The sequence below is a fragment of the Desulfosporosinus paludis genome (assembly GCF_045689965.1).
Classification (GTDB): domain Bacteria; phylum Bacillota; class Desulfitobacteriia; order Desulfitobacteriales; family Desulfitobacteriaceae; genus Desulfosporosinus; species Desulfosporosinus paludis.
Window position 1 is genome coordinate 2,758,209 of record NZ_CP144211.1, and the last position, 16,405, is coordinate 2,774,613.

Here is a 16,405-nt window from a genome sequence, read left to right on the forward strand (position 1 = left end):
CATCGATGCATAATGTGGTACGTGGTATGTAGTATGTGGTATGTGGTATTACCACTTCCGTGATCAAATAATAATCCTTTTTTTCACTTTTGTCAATGTGTTTAAAAGAAAAAAGATCTACTTTTCGCAATCGGATCGATTGGATAAGTAAATCGTATAGTTAAGTTGAGTTAAGTATATTTTAATCTACTTCCGGTCCTCAGAAGCCTGAGCTACAGATTGGATAGCTTCTCTAACATTCACTAAATGACTCAGCATTCTTTGACGCGCTAATTCTGAATCTCTTTGTTTAATCGCTTCAACAATCGAAGCATGATCTAGAACGGATAAACGTTGCCGTCCTGGAACCATTAGAGTTCTGGATCTATTTTCACCGAGCAAATCCAACAGGTTAATCATCAATCTCATTAGGACCCTATTACCTGCCGCTTCCACGATTTTCAAGTGAAATTCAGCGTCAAGTAAAGCGAGTTTAGACTCACCCGTATCCCCTAATTCTTTTCCTTTACGAACAATATGCTCGAGTTGCTGAAGATCCTGCTCGTTAGCGTTCTGGGTACACCAAATCACTGCTTGGCTTTCTAATACCTCTCGGACCTGAAATAGCTCTTCTACGGTCCCATGTGAGATTTGAAGTAGGGAAGCTAATCGAGTGACATCTTCCGCTTCATCCACCTCATTAATATAAGCCCCCATACCATGCCGAATCGTAACTACGCCCAACCCAACGAGCACTTTTAGAGCGTCTCGAATCACTGTTCGACTCACAGAAAACATGGTGCACATTTCTCGTTCGGGAGGCAACTTATCACCTGGCTTAAGTTCGCCATTTTTAATTGCTTGCATTATTTGATTTACAATGCCTTCGGATAGGTTACCATAAAATTTAACAGGTTCAAACATAACACCCACCGACCTTATACTTTTTACAAAAAAACTCAAAATAAAACGAATGTTTAGAGACAATGGTATTATATCATATAAGCCACTTAATGAGTGTATGTATTTCTCGGCAGAACATGCTTTCTATCTTCCCAATTTTGTCCTTCCACACAAACAAACATCACACATAAATAAAAAGGCCATCAACGTTTCAATTAACATTGACGGGCCTTTTTACAGCATATATTTTCTAAGTGCTCTAGGAAGGGACCTTACCCACTAAGGATAAGAATCATTTTAGACGATACCAAGAAGTTTACGAACTTTTTCTACCGCAGACGCAGCATCCGGAGCATAAGCGTCGGCACCAATCTGATCCGCAAAATCCTGCGTAACTGGGGCTCCGCCCACGATTATTTTTAACTGATCGCGATAATCTGCTAATCCTTCAATAATGTTCTTCATATAGGTTATTGTCGAGGTTAATAGGGCAGAAATTGCCACCACATCCGGCTTGTTTTGTTCAACTGCCTCAACAAACTTTTCTACCGAGATATCAATTCCCACATCTATGACTCTAAAACCGCCACTCTGCAACATTATGCTAACTAGGTTCTTTCCAATATCGTGAAGGTCACCTTTCACTGTACCAATTAATATAGTCCCTTTCTCTTGAAGGGCATCGCCCGTCAAATGGGGTTTAACTGTATCCATTCCAGCATGCATGGCTCTAGCGGCAATTAATACTTCGGGTACATAAACCTCATTATTTCTAAACTTAATACCAATAATATTCATAGCCGATATAAATCCATCATTGATAATCACAACTGGATCTAGGCCTGCTTCAAGTGCTTTAGTGGCTCGTTTCCGAACTTCATTGGCATCTCCGCTCATAAGTGCTTCTTTAATTTCATTAAGGATTTGCATTTCTTCTACTCCCCTTCTATTTTAAATAAAGAAAACTTGGCTGGCGCTAAGCCTCTGGCGAAGGCGGCTGCCTAGTTGCTCTTATGCTTAGAAAGTATATAACGCAAGTTTATACTTTCTGGTAGTACAAGATAACTTCGGCCTAACTACAATTATTTCTGACCATATGTGCCATATTCCGCTGCCGTCCTGTATAGACTTACGATGTTTTCCGGCGGAGTTTCTCCTTGAATGACATTGGCAGGGGCTACAATGTAACCACCGTTCTGTCCCAATTCATCAATCACTTGTTTGACTTCTTTTTGAACATCTTCGACAGTTCCGAATAGAGCATGCTGAATATCTACACCGCCATGAAATATAACTTCCGAACCAAATTCCTTCTTAATTTTAAGCGGATCCATTCCGTTAGCCGTATGCTGAATAGGGTTTAGGATATCGATTCCTGCCTCAATAAACAAAGGAATTAGAGGATAAACAGCCCCACAACTATGGAATATTATTTTTACCTGAGGTGCCTTCTTTTTAATGAAGGCAAAAAGTTCTTTATGAAACGGTTGTAACATTTCTTTATATAATGCAGGGGAGATAAATGGAGCATTCTGCATCCCATAGTCTTCACAAAATGTTATCGTATGAATATATGGACCCACTGCATTTAGATACACCTCATGTAATCCTAAAAATAGATCAAAAATTTTTCCTAATAGATGTCTGGCAAATGGCTTATTTATCATGAGGTCAACGAGAAAATCATCAAACCCCCTTAAAATCCACGCAGTATCAAAAAAACCATAATTATGCGCAGCATGTGCGGCAACAGCATAATCTGTATTTTGGTATAAGTCACGAGCACGTTCGGCTACACCCTCAGTACGCCCCGATGCAAGTGGATCAAGCCAGGGATACTTATCAAGATCACTCTCATCTGCACCTTTTAACGGATATTTCACGATAGCTCTTTCATTTCCCAATAATCTATACACTACACCCCATTCATCAGAAAAAGTTCCATCTGCGTAGGTTTTATTTTGATAGCCTTTAGGTGGTTTAAGCCCAACGTGACGAAAATCAATGTCTAGCGCTTCTAACACACGCTCGTCGTAATAGTTAGCTGTAAAATTTTTACGAAACTGCTCAATATCACCTTTAATATTAAAATACTTTTTTAAGGCGAAATAGGCTGGATCATTAATAAAGTTCGCAGAGTTACACAAATCCATAGGTACACGATCTGGTACTTCCTTGTTTAAAACCGCTAATACCCTTTCACGATGATTCATAGTTTTTTACTCCTCTCATATTAAAAAAGTAATTTATTGTAATAGATTTTGACAATACCCTTATGATTTACTTTTTTGCTGTTCTTCGTATAAACCTGTCCTGTGTGCAGTCAAGTAATTCATACAATATGAGTCTTGCCCCATTAAGGCTTGGGCAACGAAAATTGTCCCCATCATTCCCCTGTCAGTAGGGTTTAAAATATAACCGTCCATACCCAAGGTCATAGTTTGAACCATAAATATGCGGTTCAACGTTTTTCGGTTCGGTAGTCCATAAGAAACATTACTTAACCCACACATAAAATGAACCTTAGGATATTCTTTCTTTATAGCCTTAATAGTATCGAGAACCTCAATTCCGGCTGTCTCAATACTGCTTATCGGCTTTACGAGCGGATCAAAATACATATCATGATCCGGAACCCCGATTGACCGCAGATTGGCATACAGACTTTTAAGTACCCTCATACGGTCATCAGCTGTTTCCGGAACTCCCTTATCGTCCATACAGAGTGCAACGATTTTAGTTTTATATTTGGATAATAATGGACTAATTTTTTGAAAACGTTCTTTTTCATCAGTAATTGAGTTAATCATGGGCTGTCCATACTTACATAATGCCAGGCCAGCTTCCAAAACCTCAGGATTTGGACTATCTATGCATAGGGGGACCTGAACGACCTCTTGGATTGTGTTAATGAGCCATTCCATTGTTTCCTTTTCATGAAAAACCTTGGTTCCACAATTCACATCCAAATAATTCGCCCCGGCTTCAACCTGTTCGATGGCTATCTTCTTAATATACTGTGCGTCATTATTATCTACCGAATCGTTAATCGCTTTTCGACTAGTATTAATAAGCTCGCCTACAATCAACATGTTCTTTCCTACCTTTACTTTGGAATACACATCAAGCAGAGTATTTTAGGCTATCCCGACTTGTCTTCCCCCCTTCCCCCATTACTCAGAGCCATACGGCATCAACAGGCCCTATATGTTAATCTTGCTAGATCTTAATTCATAGTATATACTGATTTTGCAACGCTTTCATTTCCTAAAGTTGCTAAGGTATTTCGAAATCTTGCTATTAAAATTCTTGCAAGGAGGCTTTATTATGAGGGTCAATGAAAAAGGAGTACTTGAAGAATCTGAGTATTACTTTTTCACTCCCAGTAACCTGGCAAAATCCCTTTTCTTTCATTTAATATGTACAGGTAAATTTTTCTGTGATCATAATTATTATGTTGAAAGGGACAAATACAACAGTTACCTTCTTATGTATATAGTAAAAGGTCAAGGAACGATCTGTTATAATGACAAACTATATACTGCCAAAGAAAATGATTTAGTAATAATCAATTGTTATAACCCACATCGATATTATACGAATACTGGTTGGGCGACGATGTGGCTCCATTATGACGGTAACACCAGCAGGGAACTGTTTGATCTGATTTATGATCGCTTCGGATGTGTCATCCCTTTAAACAATTGCCCAATAATCCCGAAGTATCTAAATATGATCCTCGAAGATGCAAGAAAATGCAGCCCCATTTCCGAGCCCTTAATGTCATGCTATATCCAGAGGATGCTTTCAGAATTACTAATGCTCTCTTATGATTTTATTTTACAAAAACCCGCTAAATTCGACCCAGTTCTAGAAGCTATAGCATTTATCGAGGCTAACTTTAAAGAAAAGCTCAATCTCAAAGTTATTGCTTCCAATGTGAATCTTAGTCCTTTCCATTTTGCCAGAACCTTTAAAAAGGATACCGGCTATTCTCCATATGAGTATGTAGTGAAAATTCGATTAAACCATGCAAAGATGCTGCTTAAGAAAACAAACCTTCAGGTTAAGGAAATCGCCGTCGAATGCGGGTTTTCTGCTGAATCAAATTTTCTAGTCAATTTCCATAATAATGTTGGAGTTACGCCACGCGAGTTTAGAAACACGCCATTTTAATCACTTTGCTATAATTCTGAACAGCTGCCTTCTGCAAGTTGGTACAGAAAACTTGGCTAACAAGTGCGAAGACACTGTCTTCGCACTTGTTAGCCTTAGTGAAGGGCGGCTGCCTTAGTTGCACTGATACTAAAGTATGTAACGCAAGTAACTTTCTGATCAGTAAGAAAAAAGGGAGTGTCGCAAAACTACTATTTTGAAGTAGCAAGCGATGCTCCCCATTTCTTTTTACTGTGGAAAATATTAAGTGGTTTGATTGCAATGCTCAATCTCTATTTTCTACTTAAATTTGTGTATAGCAAAATAAGCCTTCTAGATGAGACTGTTTTTTCGACCCCTTTTTAAGCCGTTTTTAATGGATGAAGGGGTTTACCAATTCGTTCATTCTGTATTTTAGCGTGAAGTTTATTCACGTTATACCCAAAACACAGCAGCATAAATTCAGTTTTTACACTGTTTTTACCTCGTGTCAAAAAGCGATTAAAGTTATAGTCATTTTTGAGTACCCCAAAGGCTCCTTCGACCTGTATGGATCGATTTACTCTGAGTAGTCTCCCTTTTTCGGTGGTAATGTTTCCGTACGATACCTGGCGTTTGGCCACAAACGTTTTAGATACTTGCATTCTTCGATTGCCTTTAGCTTTTGTACATTGACTTTTACAAGGACAATCACGGCAGTCTTCACATTCATAGATCGTGATTTCAGATCGGTAGCCCGTTGCCGATGTTCGATGGGTAATTCCCACTAGTTTGAGTTGTTTTCCGTTATGACAGGTGTATTCATCCATTTCTGCATTGTAAACCATGTTTTCTCGCTTGCTGATATCCTTTTTGAAGCGTTTCTTTTTCCATTGTTCATAGGTTTGCGGCTTTATGTAGCAGGTCTGCTTTTTCCCTTCGAGATAAAGATAATTCTCCTCACTCTCATAACCAGAGTCTGCAGTAACATTTTCATAATGGGCCTGTAGTTTAGATTCCAGCGTGTTTAAGAAAGGGATGAGTGTGGCTATGTCGTTACGATCCTGGAAAATCCCAACCCCTGTTACATATTCACTTTCCACGCCAATCTGAACATTGTAAGCCGGCTTTAACTGAGCGTTGCGCATATGGTCATCTTTCATATGCATGAAGGTCGCATCAGGATCGGTTTTGGAGTAGCTATTTCTTCCTTCGAAGAATTGGTGATGTCTGTTGTACTTTTCTTGACGGGTATAGAATTCCTTCAGGTCTTCTGTAAACTTTTGTAGCTCTGATTTCCGTTTTCCAATACCATGGACAAATTCAATCTGCTCTTGCTGACGTTTTTCTTCTAGGTAGGAGAGGGCCGCCTTAAGGTCCTTAAGTAACGTTTCTTTGGTTGCCTTGAAGTCCTTTAGATAGGTCAAATTGATCTCCTCAAGACAGGATTGAATTTTCAAGAACATTTTGGTCTCATTCTTAGTAACGACTTTCTTCCAGACAAACGTATAACGGTTAGCATTGGCTTCAATTTTTGTTCCATCGACAAAAAGGTTCTTAAACTCTACTTCCCCAAGCTTGTGTAAATACGTCACCATTTGGAAAAAGAGGTCTTCTATGGATTCCTTTAAATAGTTCTTCCGAAATCGAGCAAGGGTGCTGTGGTCTGGTGCCTTGCATCCTTCCAACAACCACATGAAGTTAATGTCTCTTTTACAAGCAACTTCAATCTTGCGGCTTGAGTAAATGTTGTTCATATAGGCATAGGCTACTACTTTGAACAGGATTTTGGGTTCGACTACAGGTTTTCTTCCAGTGGAAGAGTAGGCCTGATACAACGCTTCGTAATTCAATCCCTCCAAAATGTGGCTTAGCAGTCGAACTGAGTCATCCTCCGGTATTAACACATCAAAATTAAATGGTAGAACTAATTGATAGTGTCCACTTAATTCAGTATAATTTTTAGAGTGTAATTTGGTTGTTAGCATAACTCAAATTATACGACAACTGCGGGTTCTTTGGGACCTGCAGTTTTGTTTCTAGTAGGAAAAAAAGGGGCGTTGCTTACGAACTATTTTAGTTCGTTTTGCAACGCCCCCTTTTTACAATTCTAGATTATTATTTAGCTCCTGTATATATGAGGACAGCATCTCTTAGAAAGGCGGCCGTTCCAGGCTGTTTCTCATCATAATAAGCTGTGAATCGTTCGTCATCGACATACATCTGAGTGACTCCAACATGCGCTTCTTTAGTATAGCTATCCCAATAGAAGCACAACCACTGACGATGTAAATCGGCCGCTTTTTGAGCTAATACCCCAGCAGGATCTCCTGTTTGAAAGGCCGCATGAAGGGTTTCTTTCAACTCAGTTCCCAGCCTTGTTACCTTATCATAATCTTCTTGAGACATGCCTTTCACCTTTTGATTGGATTTCTTAACTGCCTCTTCCCCATACTTCTCACGTATTTCCTGACCGTATTTCGCTTCATTATCATCGATTAACGTTTGCTTAAAGCCCTCAAATTTTTCCTTATCCATCATAGTGATCTTCCCCTCTTTCAAGGCAATTGATTTATCAACATTAGAAATCAGCAAATCCAATTGCACTCGTTTTTCAAGAAGCTTCACACGGTGTTCCCTCAGTGCTTCAGCTCCATCAAAGGAAGGCGACGTCACGATCTCTTTAATTTTATCAAGGCTCAAACCCAACTCACGATAAAATAGAATTTGTTGCAGCTGATCAATTTCAAACTGTCCATAAATACGATACCCTGATGGGTTAATTCTTGCCGGCTTAAGAATCCCTATCTCATCATAGTATCTTAAAGTTCTAGTGCTTACACCTGCGATTTGAGCTAGCTTTTGCACTGTGTATTCCATGTTGCTCACCTCCTGACAAAGTCACTATACACCTTTACGCTGCGTCAATGTAAAGAGATATTTTAAGAACTATTTTGCTTTTTAGCCATCGATTAACAGGAATTACACTCTCTCAATCATCTTAATATAGTTTTGCCTTGGCGCAACGCTCTTATAGGCTGGTCTGATGATTTTCCCCGCATTGACGATTTCCTCAATACGATGAGCACTCCAACCTGCGATTCGGGCAATGGCAAACATAGGCGTAAACATTTCGACGGGAATATTAAGCATTCTGTATACGAAACCGGAAAAGAAATCGATATTAGCACTGACACCTTTATACATTTTATTCGATTTCGAAATCACTTGGGGAGCAAGTCTCTCGACGGCTGCGTAGAGTTTAAATTCATCTTCAAGCCCTTTTTCCTGCGCGAGTTGAGCAACGTATTCTTTAAGAATTACCGCCCTTGGATCTGAGATAGAATAAACAGCATGGCCAATCCCATATATTAAGCCCGAATGATCGAAGGCATCTTTCGTAAGGATCCTGTTTAGGTAGCGTTCTATTTCTTCATCATCTTCCCAGTCCTTCAATTGGCTTTTAATATCTTCGAACATCTGGACAACCTTAATATTCGCTCCACCATGCCGTGGCCCCTTAAGTGCGCCTATGGCCGCAGACATTGCTGAATAGGTATCTGTGCCAGTCGAGGTCACTACGTGGGTTACGAAAGTTGAATTGTTGCCTCCACCGTGTTCAGCATGAAGTACTAGGGCTAGATCAAGTAGTGTCGCTTCAAGTTTTGAGTACTTGCTATCCGGTCTCAACATTGAAAGGATATTCTCAGCTGTACTTAATTCCGGGCGAGGGCTGTGAATATAGAGACTTTGATTTCCATGATAATGGGATAATGCTTGATATCCATAGACTGCCAAAGAAGGGAAACAGGCAATCAAACGCAAACATTGTTTTAAAACATTGTTGATGGAAGTATCATCCGGATTATCATCAAAGGAGTATAAGGCTAAAACACTTCTCGCCAGAGTATTCATAATATCTTTACTCGGCGCTTTAAGGATGACATCGCGTGCAAAATCTTCAGGAAGTCTTTGATAACTGGCCAGAAGTTGTTCGAATTCTTCCAGAACTCTTTGTTTCGGGAGATGTCCAAAGAGTAATAGATAAGCACACTCTTCAAACCCAAAGCGGTCTTCCCTTATAAATCCTTTGACCAAATCCGCAATATCATAACCGCGGTAAATTAAACGACCCGGTACTTGAATGATTTCACCTTCATCGAGAATGTAAGAATGAACTTCACCGATTTCAGTTAAGCCAACCAGTACACCTCTCCCGTCTAAATCCCTGAGTCCTCGTTTCACCTGATATTTACTATATAATTCGGGATTCATAAAGCTGCTTTTTTTAGCAACCTTACTTAAATCGTCAAGGACTTTCTCGTCAAACTGTTCTAAATTGTAATTTTGCATAAGACTATTCCTCCCCTAAATAAAATAAGCCCAGACAACGTCTGGGTTCAGCTAACGCAAAAAGCCAAGGAATAGTAAAGCAAAGCTACAGCAGCAATGCTTGTTGTCCTTCCTTTCAACGCTTACGAAGTTAGCTGACGGATTCGGGTCGAAAGTAACCCTACTTTCACATATTATCTGTGAAAGATTCACCCCAGAAAATGGTTCCCCCGCTTCTAGACAGAATTAAGCGATAGTGGATATTAAGTTAAATTTAATTAGCTTCAAAGTTTGTCACATAAGAAAATATCACTAATTATACCATATATTTTATGCTTAATCAATTAAGTAATTTATTCACTTTAAGTAATGTATTGAAGTGAATTGAAATTCATCTGAACTCTACCTGAATTAAGCCTTAATGTTTGCTTAAGATTATTAGCTTGAATTTAACATATTAACCTTGGGGTGAAATTCTAAAGAAATTAGGTATTTGTAAGTAAATATAATTGTTTAAAAAAGGTATTTAATGCGAAAATGTAGAAGGTATATATAACTTGAGGTTATTCGAGCATTTTCGATATTATTCGCTATAAGAATTTAATTTTTCCGAACCTCGACGGAATCTATTACAGCAGCTTTAGGAGTGATCCTTTTGAAGGTCAGGCAAAAAATTTCCCTAGTGGCAGTTTCCGGAATACTCTTTGTAGTACTAGTTTCCATGATCTTACTTAGAACTCTGTTTATGGTCTATGCAGAAAAATCAGAAAATACAATCATTACTCAAGATTTTAACCGTGCCATGTCAATTATACATCACGAAGAATCTTCCCTAGAAAACTCAGTGAAGGACTGGGCTTATTGGGATGATACATTCCGTTATCTTGACGGTACTTACAACAATTATGTCGATGTAAACCTTCAAGATTCAACCTTCACTTCTTTAAACCTTAATTATATGGGTTTTTTTGATCTTAAAGGGGATACCGTTTTTGCAAAAACCTATGGAATTGATGAAGCAGCAGAAAGTTCCTTTAAAGAAGAATTGTTTCAGAGTTTGCAAACGGGAGAAAACTATCAACATTTGCTATCTAGCACTACTCCTATTACAGGGCTATTGATGATTTCTGGAAAACCCTTGTTTATCTCCATATCGCCTGTTACGACATCTGACAGAAAATCTCCTAATGATGGGGTTATAGTCTTTGGCAAGTTCCTTGATCAAAAGTTGTTAGATTACCTAAAAGAGGTCTTGATGGTAGATATCAAGTTTGATACTCTACAAGATCCTGAGATTTACGAATTGTTAAAACAGGATAATCTAAAGGTTCCCTTTAAGGACTCTATCTTTTACATCAAGAAGACAACTGAATCTGTTGAGAGCTTTGCTCAAGTTCTTAATGTGTACAATAATTCTAAGATTTTTATGATACTTAATACCGGAAGACCCATGTATCACGATGGATTGGTTATCATCAAGTATTCGAGTGCGGCGTTTATTACAATTTTCCTCGTTATTACTGGCCTAAGCTTGTTTGTCTTAGAACTTCTAGTATTCCGCCGAATTGAAAAGCTCAATGGATTTATGAACTCTGTTAAAAATAAAAAGAATATGTCTGAGACAATTTACTTACCGGGGAAGGACGAAATTTCAAATCTTGCTACAAGCGCCAATAATATGCTTAGAGAAATTGCCGTCTATTATGAAGAACTTAAAATCAATGAAGAACGCTTCAAATTGGTCATAAAAGCAACCAACGATGGCTATTTTGATACTGATCTCTTAAAGAATAAATCCTATATCAACCCTGACTGGCTCAGATATTTTGGATACGAGAATAGTGAAATCTATCTAGCTAATAATCAAGTCCTTAAAATAATTCATCCTGAGGATAGAGACCACTATCTTACTGCTTTCAATGAATGCTTGAACGGCAGTACTGAGAACTTAATCGTCGAATTCAGGGCACAGAAAAAGTCCGGGGAATGGTTGTGGCTGCAAATTCGCGGAAAGGTCGTTGAATATGAAGATTCGAAGAACCCCAGACGTTTAATCGGCACTATCTCGGATATTACCAAACGAAAAAACTATGAAATAGAAAATCTGTATTTGAGCCAGACGGATGTGGTTACAACGCTCAAAAACAGGACTTTTGTTGAAGCCTTGTTGGAAAAAGCGGATAAATGTCTGTTATGTCAAAGTTGGATTATCATGGGAGATGTAAACGGACTAAAACTGATCAATGACACCTTTGGGCATCCGGAAGGGGATCGGCTCTTGCGCATGATCGGAGAGATCCTCAGGAAATGCTGCTCGTCGGAGGATGTTCCTGCACGCTGGGGCGGGGACGAATTTATTATTCTAATTAAAGATAACCAAGCAGACTATGTTGATAACTTAATTTGGGATATTAAAAAAGAGTGTTGTAATATAACGGGTTTCCCGACCCCAATTAGTATTTCTTGGGGTCGGGCTAACAAAGATAACCTGAATAAGGACATGAAAGCGGTTATAAAACTGGCCGAAGAAAGAATGTACCGCAATAAGCTACTGGAAAGTCGAAGCGCTAAAAGTTCAATTTTGAGCTCTCTTGAGCAATCCCTGCATGAAAAGCATATTGAAACCGAAGAACACACCCGGAGAATCGCCCACATTTGTGTACAAATCGGTAGGAGAATGGGGCTGACCCAGGAAGAGCTTGATGAAGTCGTTCTGCTTGGCTTGCTTCATGATATCGGAAAAATCGGTATACCCGAGGCCATCTTACTTAAATCCGATAAACTAACCTCAGATGAATGGGAAATTATGAAAACCCATTCTGAAATTGGCTATCGTATTGCAGTGTCAACCCCAGAATTAGCTCATGTAGCAAAGGAAATCCTGTCCCACCATGAACGATATGATGGCAGTGGTTATCCCCAATGTCTTAAAGGCAAAGAAATTCCAAAATTGTCACGTCTTCTTTCTATTGTTGATTCTTACGATGTAATGACCCACACGCGACACTATAAAGAGGCCATGAGCATAGAAAGTGCGGCTCAAGAAGTCAAAGACTGTTCTGGAAAACAGTTTGATCCCGAAATGGTTGAGCAATTTCTGAGTATTCTACTCGAAAACCCTTCTAATTTTAACGTTGGTTAACCCCTTTAATCTTCGAGGCTTATGGTTAACATAATGAAGAGACATGAAAGAGGTATTTAGGGTTAATTTGTAGAAATAACTCAGATGAATATAAAGCAGGGGCAGTTGATACAACGATGGGTGCCAAAAACGAGATTGCATTTGATGGAAGTATTAGAGTAACTTCACAGGAAGAACTTAATAAGCTAAAGAGTGTTTTTAGCAATTTTAATTATGTTTTTAGCATTAATTCTTTGGATGGAAGGATTCAATACATCAATTCTGTTTTACCGACTCTTTTAGGAGATACCCAGGATAGTTTCATAGGTCAAACTGCTCACGAAATTATCCGGCGCTATGTTCATTCGGATGATCTCGAACTTACCATTCAAGCGGTCAACACTGTGATTAACGGTCACCGTATTCATGGATTTGAAAATCGTTACCGACTTCCCGATGGATCCTATCAACGGTTCTCATGGATGCTAATACCCTTGATTCAAGAGAATGTGTTCTACGCCATTGCTTATAGAATAATAGAAAGCAGCGCCATGAAAGAAGAAGAAGATCTTGAAAGACCGGATATCAAGATCCATAACGTCTTTCATAATATTTCCGATTATTTTTATGTCTTGGACAATGAATGGAAGTTTGTCTATGTTAACACTTCATCCGCTCAGCTTTTCTTAGAGGTTTTAAAGCAGGAAACCCTCGGCAAATTTTATTGGGATATATTTCCTGAAACAGATGACCTTTATTTTTTGAAATTTTCAGAAGCAAAGCTCGCCCAAAAACACATCTATTTCGAAGCATTCTCGTCCCTAACCGATGGCTGGGTGAGGGTCAATGTTTACCCTTCTCCAGAAGGCCTTTCGATTTATTTTAGAGATATTTCTGAACAAAAGAAATTCGAGAAATCTCTGGAAGATGAACAAAAACGGCTTTACGCTATTTTAAATGGGCTCCCCGGTTTAGTTTATCTCCGTACCCATGAGGGAAAGGTTGTTTTTGCCAACCACACATTTAAGGAGTCCCATGGCGAACCGGACAACCGAAAATGCTATGAAATACTCTTTAGTAAAGAAGAGCCCTGCAGCCACTGTCAGTTCAACTTAGCCTCTAATATTTCCAATCAATGGCAGTGCGTTATTAAGGATACGATTTATGAAGTATACCAACATCCTTTTGATGATCTCGATGGAACGCCGTTGTTTCTTATGCAGCTACTGGATATTACAAAACGAAAGCTTGCTGAAGAGGAAATAGCGCACTTAGACAGACTAAATCTTGTTGGAGAGTTGGCAGCAAGTATCGCTCATGAAGTGCGGAATCCAATGACAACAGTACGTGGTTTTTTACAAATCTTAAAAAGCAAAAACTCGATACCAGAAAACACAGAGTACTATGATCTAATGATTAGCGAACTGGATCGGGCGAACAGCATCCTCACGGAGTTCTTATCGGTGGCTAAAACAAGCAAACAATTATTTACACAAGTAAAACTCAATAACCTAGTGGATTCTTTATATCCTCTAGTCATGGCTGATGCGACAAACCAGGATAAACAAGTGCTGCTTGATACAGAAGATGTCCCTGAATTATCCGTGAATGAACGAGAAATGCGACAGCTCGTCCTCAATCTCACAAGAAACGGCCTTGAAGCAATGTCTCCCAAAGGGATATTAACCATAAGAACCTATCAGGACGCCGATAGTATTGTCCTCGCTGTGCAGGATCAGGGGACTGGGATTAGCCATGAAATCCTAGAACGAATCGGTACTCCCTTTCAAACCACCAAAGAAGGAGGCACCGGCCTCGGTCTTTCGACATGTTTCGCTATTGCAGAGCGACATAATGCCAAAATTGAGGTTACCTCTTCAGCCTCCGGAACCAGATTTTTGGTTCGCTTTAAAGGTCCCCTATAAAAAGCGGAACATTTGACAGCATTTAATAATCTTCGCCTAACATCAAAGAATGAGTTCTTAGTCCTCTTCAAGGAATAAGAGCTCATTCTTTTCATTTTTACTTTCAAATTTAAAGGTTAAACAGGTTTAAACGCTTTCTTACTAGCTCCGCACAATGGGCATCTCCATGTATCAGGCAGTTCCTCAAACGGAACACCTTTTGGTATTTTACTTTTCTTACAGCCCTTTTCAGGATTATAGATATAACCACAACTTTGCATTTGACATTGATACATCTTATTCTCTTCACTCATCACTATTCACCTCCTAATTTAATTTTACCATTAAAAAATAACAATTTAAATTTTTAGATTGATGATTAGAGAAATCTATCAAAATGTCGATTTGTGTTGTATAATGTTATGGTTATACCACAGTATCATCTATAATTTATTTGAGAGAATGGCGAGAATACCGTTCTAAGGTTAAGAGGAGAGACAAGAACATTATGACTAAAAAAGTCCGCACTTATTTTCCCTATGTTCTTTTATTCGCAATTATCTTTTTGGTAGGTGTTTGGTATGTAAAATGGAACCCTTATTATCACAAAGCGTTTCTCGCGGCCAGCAAACATTCCATTGGAGATTCCATCATTTCAGGCAAAGCAGCTGCCCCCCCTGCTCCATCGTGGAGCGCAGCTTGGAATTATACAGTCTCATATTTTAAAGCTGTCTGGCAGGCAGTTATTCTCGGTCTTTTGTTAGGCTCCCTTGTTCAGATATTATTGCCAAAGAATTGGATACCAAAAATTTTTGGCCGGGCTAATTTCAAATCTACTGCCTTAGCAGGGATTGCTGGAATTCCATCGATGATGTGTACCTGCTGCTCCGCTCCAGTTGTAGTAGGCCTTAGACAAAGAAAGGCTTCTGTCGGAGCAGCGCTCGCTTACTGGCTTGGGAACCCTGTCCTTAATCCGGCAACGATCATCTTCATGGGTTTCGTACTTTCTTGGAAATTCGCTCTTTTAAGAATTATTGCCGGTGTCATTATGGTTTTTGGGATCGGATATTTTGCAAATCGATGGGCAAGGGATGAAGAGATTCCAGAGAGCTTTATGTCCGAGGATCACAATAACGATGAGGAGCAAGGCAACTTATTAATACGTTGGATGAGGGCACTTCTTCCTCTCATTCGCGACACCATACCGGCTTACTTCATTGTCGTCGTAATTCTCGGAGCAGTTCGTGCCTGGTTATTCCCCGTAATCGGCCCAGCATGGGCTAACAGCTTGTTGGTCATGATCGGACTAGCTGTCGCGGGGACTTTATTTATTATCCCAACCGCAGGTGAAATCCCCATCGTTCAATCCCTTATGGCTTTTGGCTTGGGTGTCGGACCGGGAGTCGCCTTACTGATGACCTTACCCGCTGTGAGTTTACCCTCTCTGCTTATGGTTAAACGGGTCTTCTCTACAAAAGTTCTGCTCTTTGTAGCAACCTCGGTAGCGTTGGTCGGCATCTTTAGTGGCGCGGTTGCAATGCTGTTTTTTTAGACTCCCCATGCCGCTAATACTGCACCATCGAAAGATGAAAATGACTATTTTAAGGATAGTACGATAAAAGCCCCAAGTTTTCAATGAAAACCTGAGGCTTTTATTATTGGAATGTATTTATTACCAGAACAGTTTAGCAGCTCCCGCCGCAGCCTCCGCAGCAGCCACTGTCACAGCCTCCGCCATTACTGGCCTTTGGAGTACGTATTTCAAAACCTCCGCCGTTTTCTGACTCAACATAGTCAATAATAGCTCCTTCTAAATAGGTAGACAGTTTCTTTTCAATAAGGACTGAAATACCATATTCTTCATCCAAGATATCGTCCTCTGTTTTTTCGTCATCCAGAGCCATGCCAAAATTCGGACCACTACATCCAGCTCCGACAAGATAGAGACGAAGCATTGAATTTTCCTTATCCTGTGCCTTTAAAACCTCTTTGATTTTTTGGGCTGCGAGTTCTGTAATAGTTACCATCTATG

At 39.5% G+C, this 16,405-nt stretch carries 13 protein-coding genes and 1 riboswitch; of the genes, 4 read left to right on the top strand and 9 right to left on the bottom strand.

The features are described from left to right. Window positions 1-186: 186 nt before the first annotated feature. The 4 genes from VZF35_RS13835 to VZF35_RS13850 all read right to left on the bottom strand — a co-directional run bounded on the left by VZF35_RS13835 (window position 187) and on the right by VZF35_RS13850 (window position 3,974). Entirely contained in the window at window positions 187-903 is a 717-nt protein-coding gene (locus VZF35_RS13835) for a FadR/GntR family transcriptional regulator (RefSeq protein WP_407305660.1), read from the bottom strand. 276 nt (window positions 904-1,179) lie between these two features. Beyond that, complete coding sequence (locus VZF35_RS13840; RefSeq protein WP_407305662.1) at window positions 1,180-1,812, bottom strand: corrinoid protein; 633 nt, start codon at window positions 1,810-1,812, stop codon at window positions 1,180-1,182. A gap of 152 nt (window positions 1,813-1,964) precedes the next feature. After that, window positions 1,965-3,095, bottom strand: coding sequence for a uroporphyrinogen decarboxylase family protein (locus VZF35_RS13845; protein ID WP_407305664.1), 1,131 nt, complete (start codon window positions 3,093-3,095; stop codon window positions 1,965-1,967). Window positions 3,096-3,155: 60 nt separating this feature from the next. Then, entirely contained in the window at window positions 3,156-3,974 is an 819-nt protein-coding gene (locus VZF35_RS13850; RefSeq protein WP_407305666.1) for a methyltetrahydrofolate cobalamin methyltransferase, read from the bottom strand. Window positions 3,975-4,209: 235 nt separating this feature from the next. Between VZF35_RS13850 and VZF35_RS13855 the strand changes: the two genes are divergently transcribed. Continuing rightward, window positions 4,210-5,058: a helix-turn-helix domain-containing protein gene (locus VZF35_RS13855; RefSeq protein WP_407305668.1), complete on the top strand. Its 849-nt coding sequence runs from the start codon at window positions 4,210-4,212 to the stop codon at window positions 5,056-5,058. A gap of 341 nt (window positions 5,059-5,399) precedes the next feature. Here the strand turns inward: VZF35_RS13855 and VZF35_RS13860 are convergent, their stop codons facing one another. From VZF35_RS13860 to VZF35_RS13870, 3 genes are all read right to left on the bottom strand, one after another. After that, entirely contained in the window at window positions 5,400-7,004 is a 1,605-nt protein-coding gene (locus VZF35_RS13860) for an IS1182 family transposase (RefSeq protein WP_407305670.1), read from the bottom strand. Between the two features lie 130 nt (window positions 7,005-7,134). After that, window positions 7,135-7,896 carry a MerR family transcriptional regulator gene (locus tag VZF35_RS13865; protein WP_407305673.1) on the bottom strand — a complete coding sequence of 254 codons (762 nt, stop codon included), beginning with the start codon at window positions 7,894-7,896 and terminating at the stop codon, window positions 7,135-7,137. Between the two features lie 102 nt (window positions 7,897-7,998). Continuing rightward, a complete protein-coding gene (locus VZF35_RS13870; protein ID WP_407305675.1) occupies window positions 7,999-9,369 on the bottom strand; it encodes a citrate/2-methylcitrate synthase in 1,371 nt (456 codons plus the stop codon). 103 nt (window positions 9,370-9,472) lie between these two features. Next, window positions 9,473-9,611, bottom strand: a riboswitch (cyclic di-AMP (ydaO/yuaA leader). A gap of 392 nt (window positions 9,612-10,003) precedes the next feature. On the opposite strand from VZF35_RS13870, the gene VZF35_RS13875 reads away from it, so the two are divergent. Next, window positions 10,004-12,490 carry an HD domain-containing phosphohydrolase gene (locus tag VZF35_RS13875; protein ID WP_407305677.1) on the top strand — a complete coding sequence of 829 codons (2,487 nt, stop codon included), beginning with the start codon at window positions 10,004-10,006 and terminating at the stop codon, window positions 12,488-12,490. 116 nt (window positions 12,491-12,606) lie between these two features. Further along, a complete protein-coding gene (locus VZF35_RS13880; RefSeq protein ID WP_407305679.1) occupies window positions 12,607-14,394 on the top strand; it encodes an ATP-binding protein in 1,788 nt (595 codons plus the stop codon). A gap of 116 nt (window positions 14,395-14,510) precedes the next feature. Here VZF35_RS13880 and VZF35_RS13885 read toward each other — a convergent pair whose 3' ends face one another. Beyond that, window positions 14,511-14,687, bottom strand: a complete 177-nt coding sequence (locus VZF35_RS13885; protein ID WP_407305681.1) for a rubredoxin — start codon at window positions 14,685-14,687, stop codon at window positions 14,511-14,513. Between the two features lie 194 nt (window positions 14,688-14,881). Between VZF35_RS13885 and VZF35_RS13890 the strand changes: the two genes are divergently transcribed. Beyond that, a complete protein-coding gene (locus tag VZF35_RS13890; RefSeq protein WP_407305683.1) occupies window positions 14,882-15,925 on the top strand; it encodes a permease in 1,044 nt (347 codons plus the stop codon). 133 nt (window positions 15,926-16,058) lie between these two features. On the opposite strand, the gene VZF35_RS13895 is transcribed toward VZF35_RS13890, so the two are convergent. After that, window positions 16,059-16,400 (bottom strand): HesB/IscA family protein, encoded by a 342-nt coding sequence (locus tag VZF35_RS13895; RefSeq protein WP_407305685.1) that lies wholly within the window; start codon window positions 16,398-16,400, stop codon window positions 16,059-16,061. Window positions 16,401-16,405 lie beyond the last annotated feature (5 nt).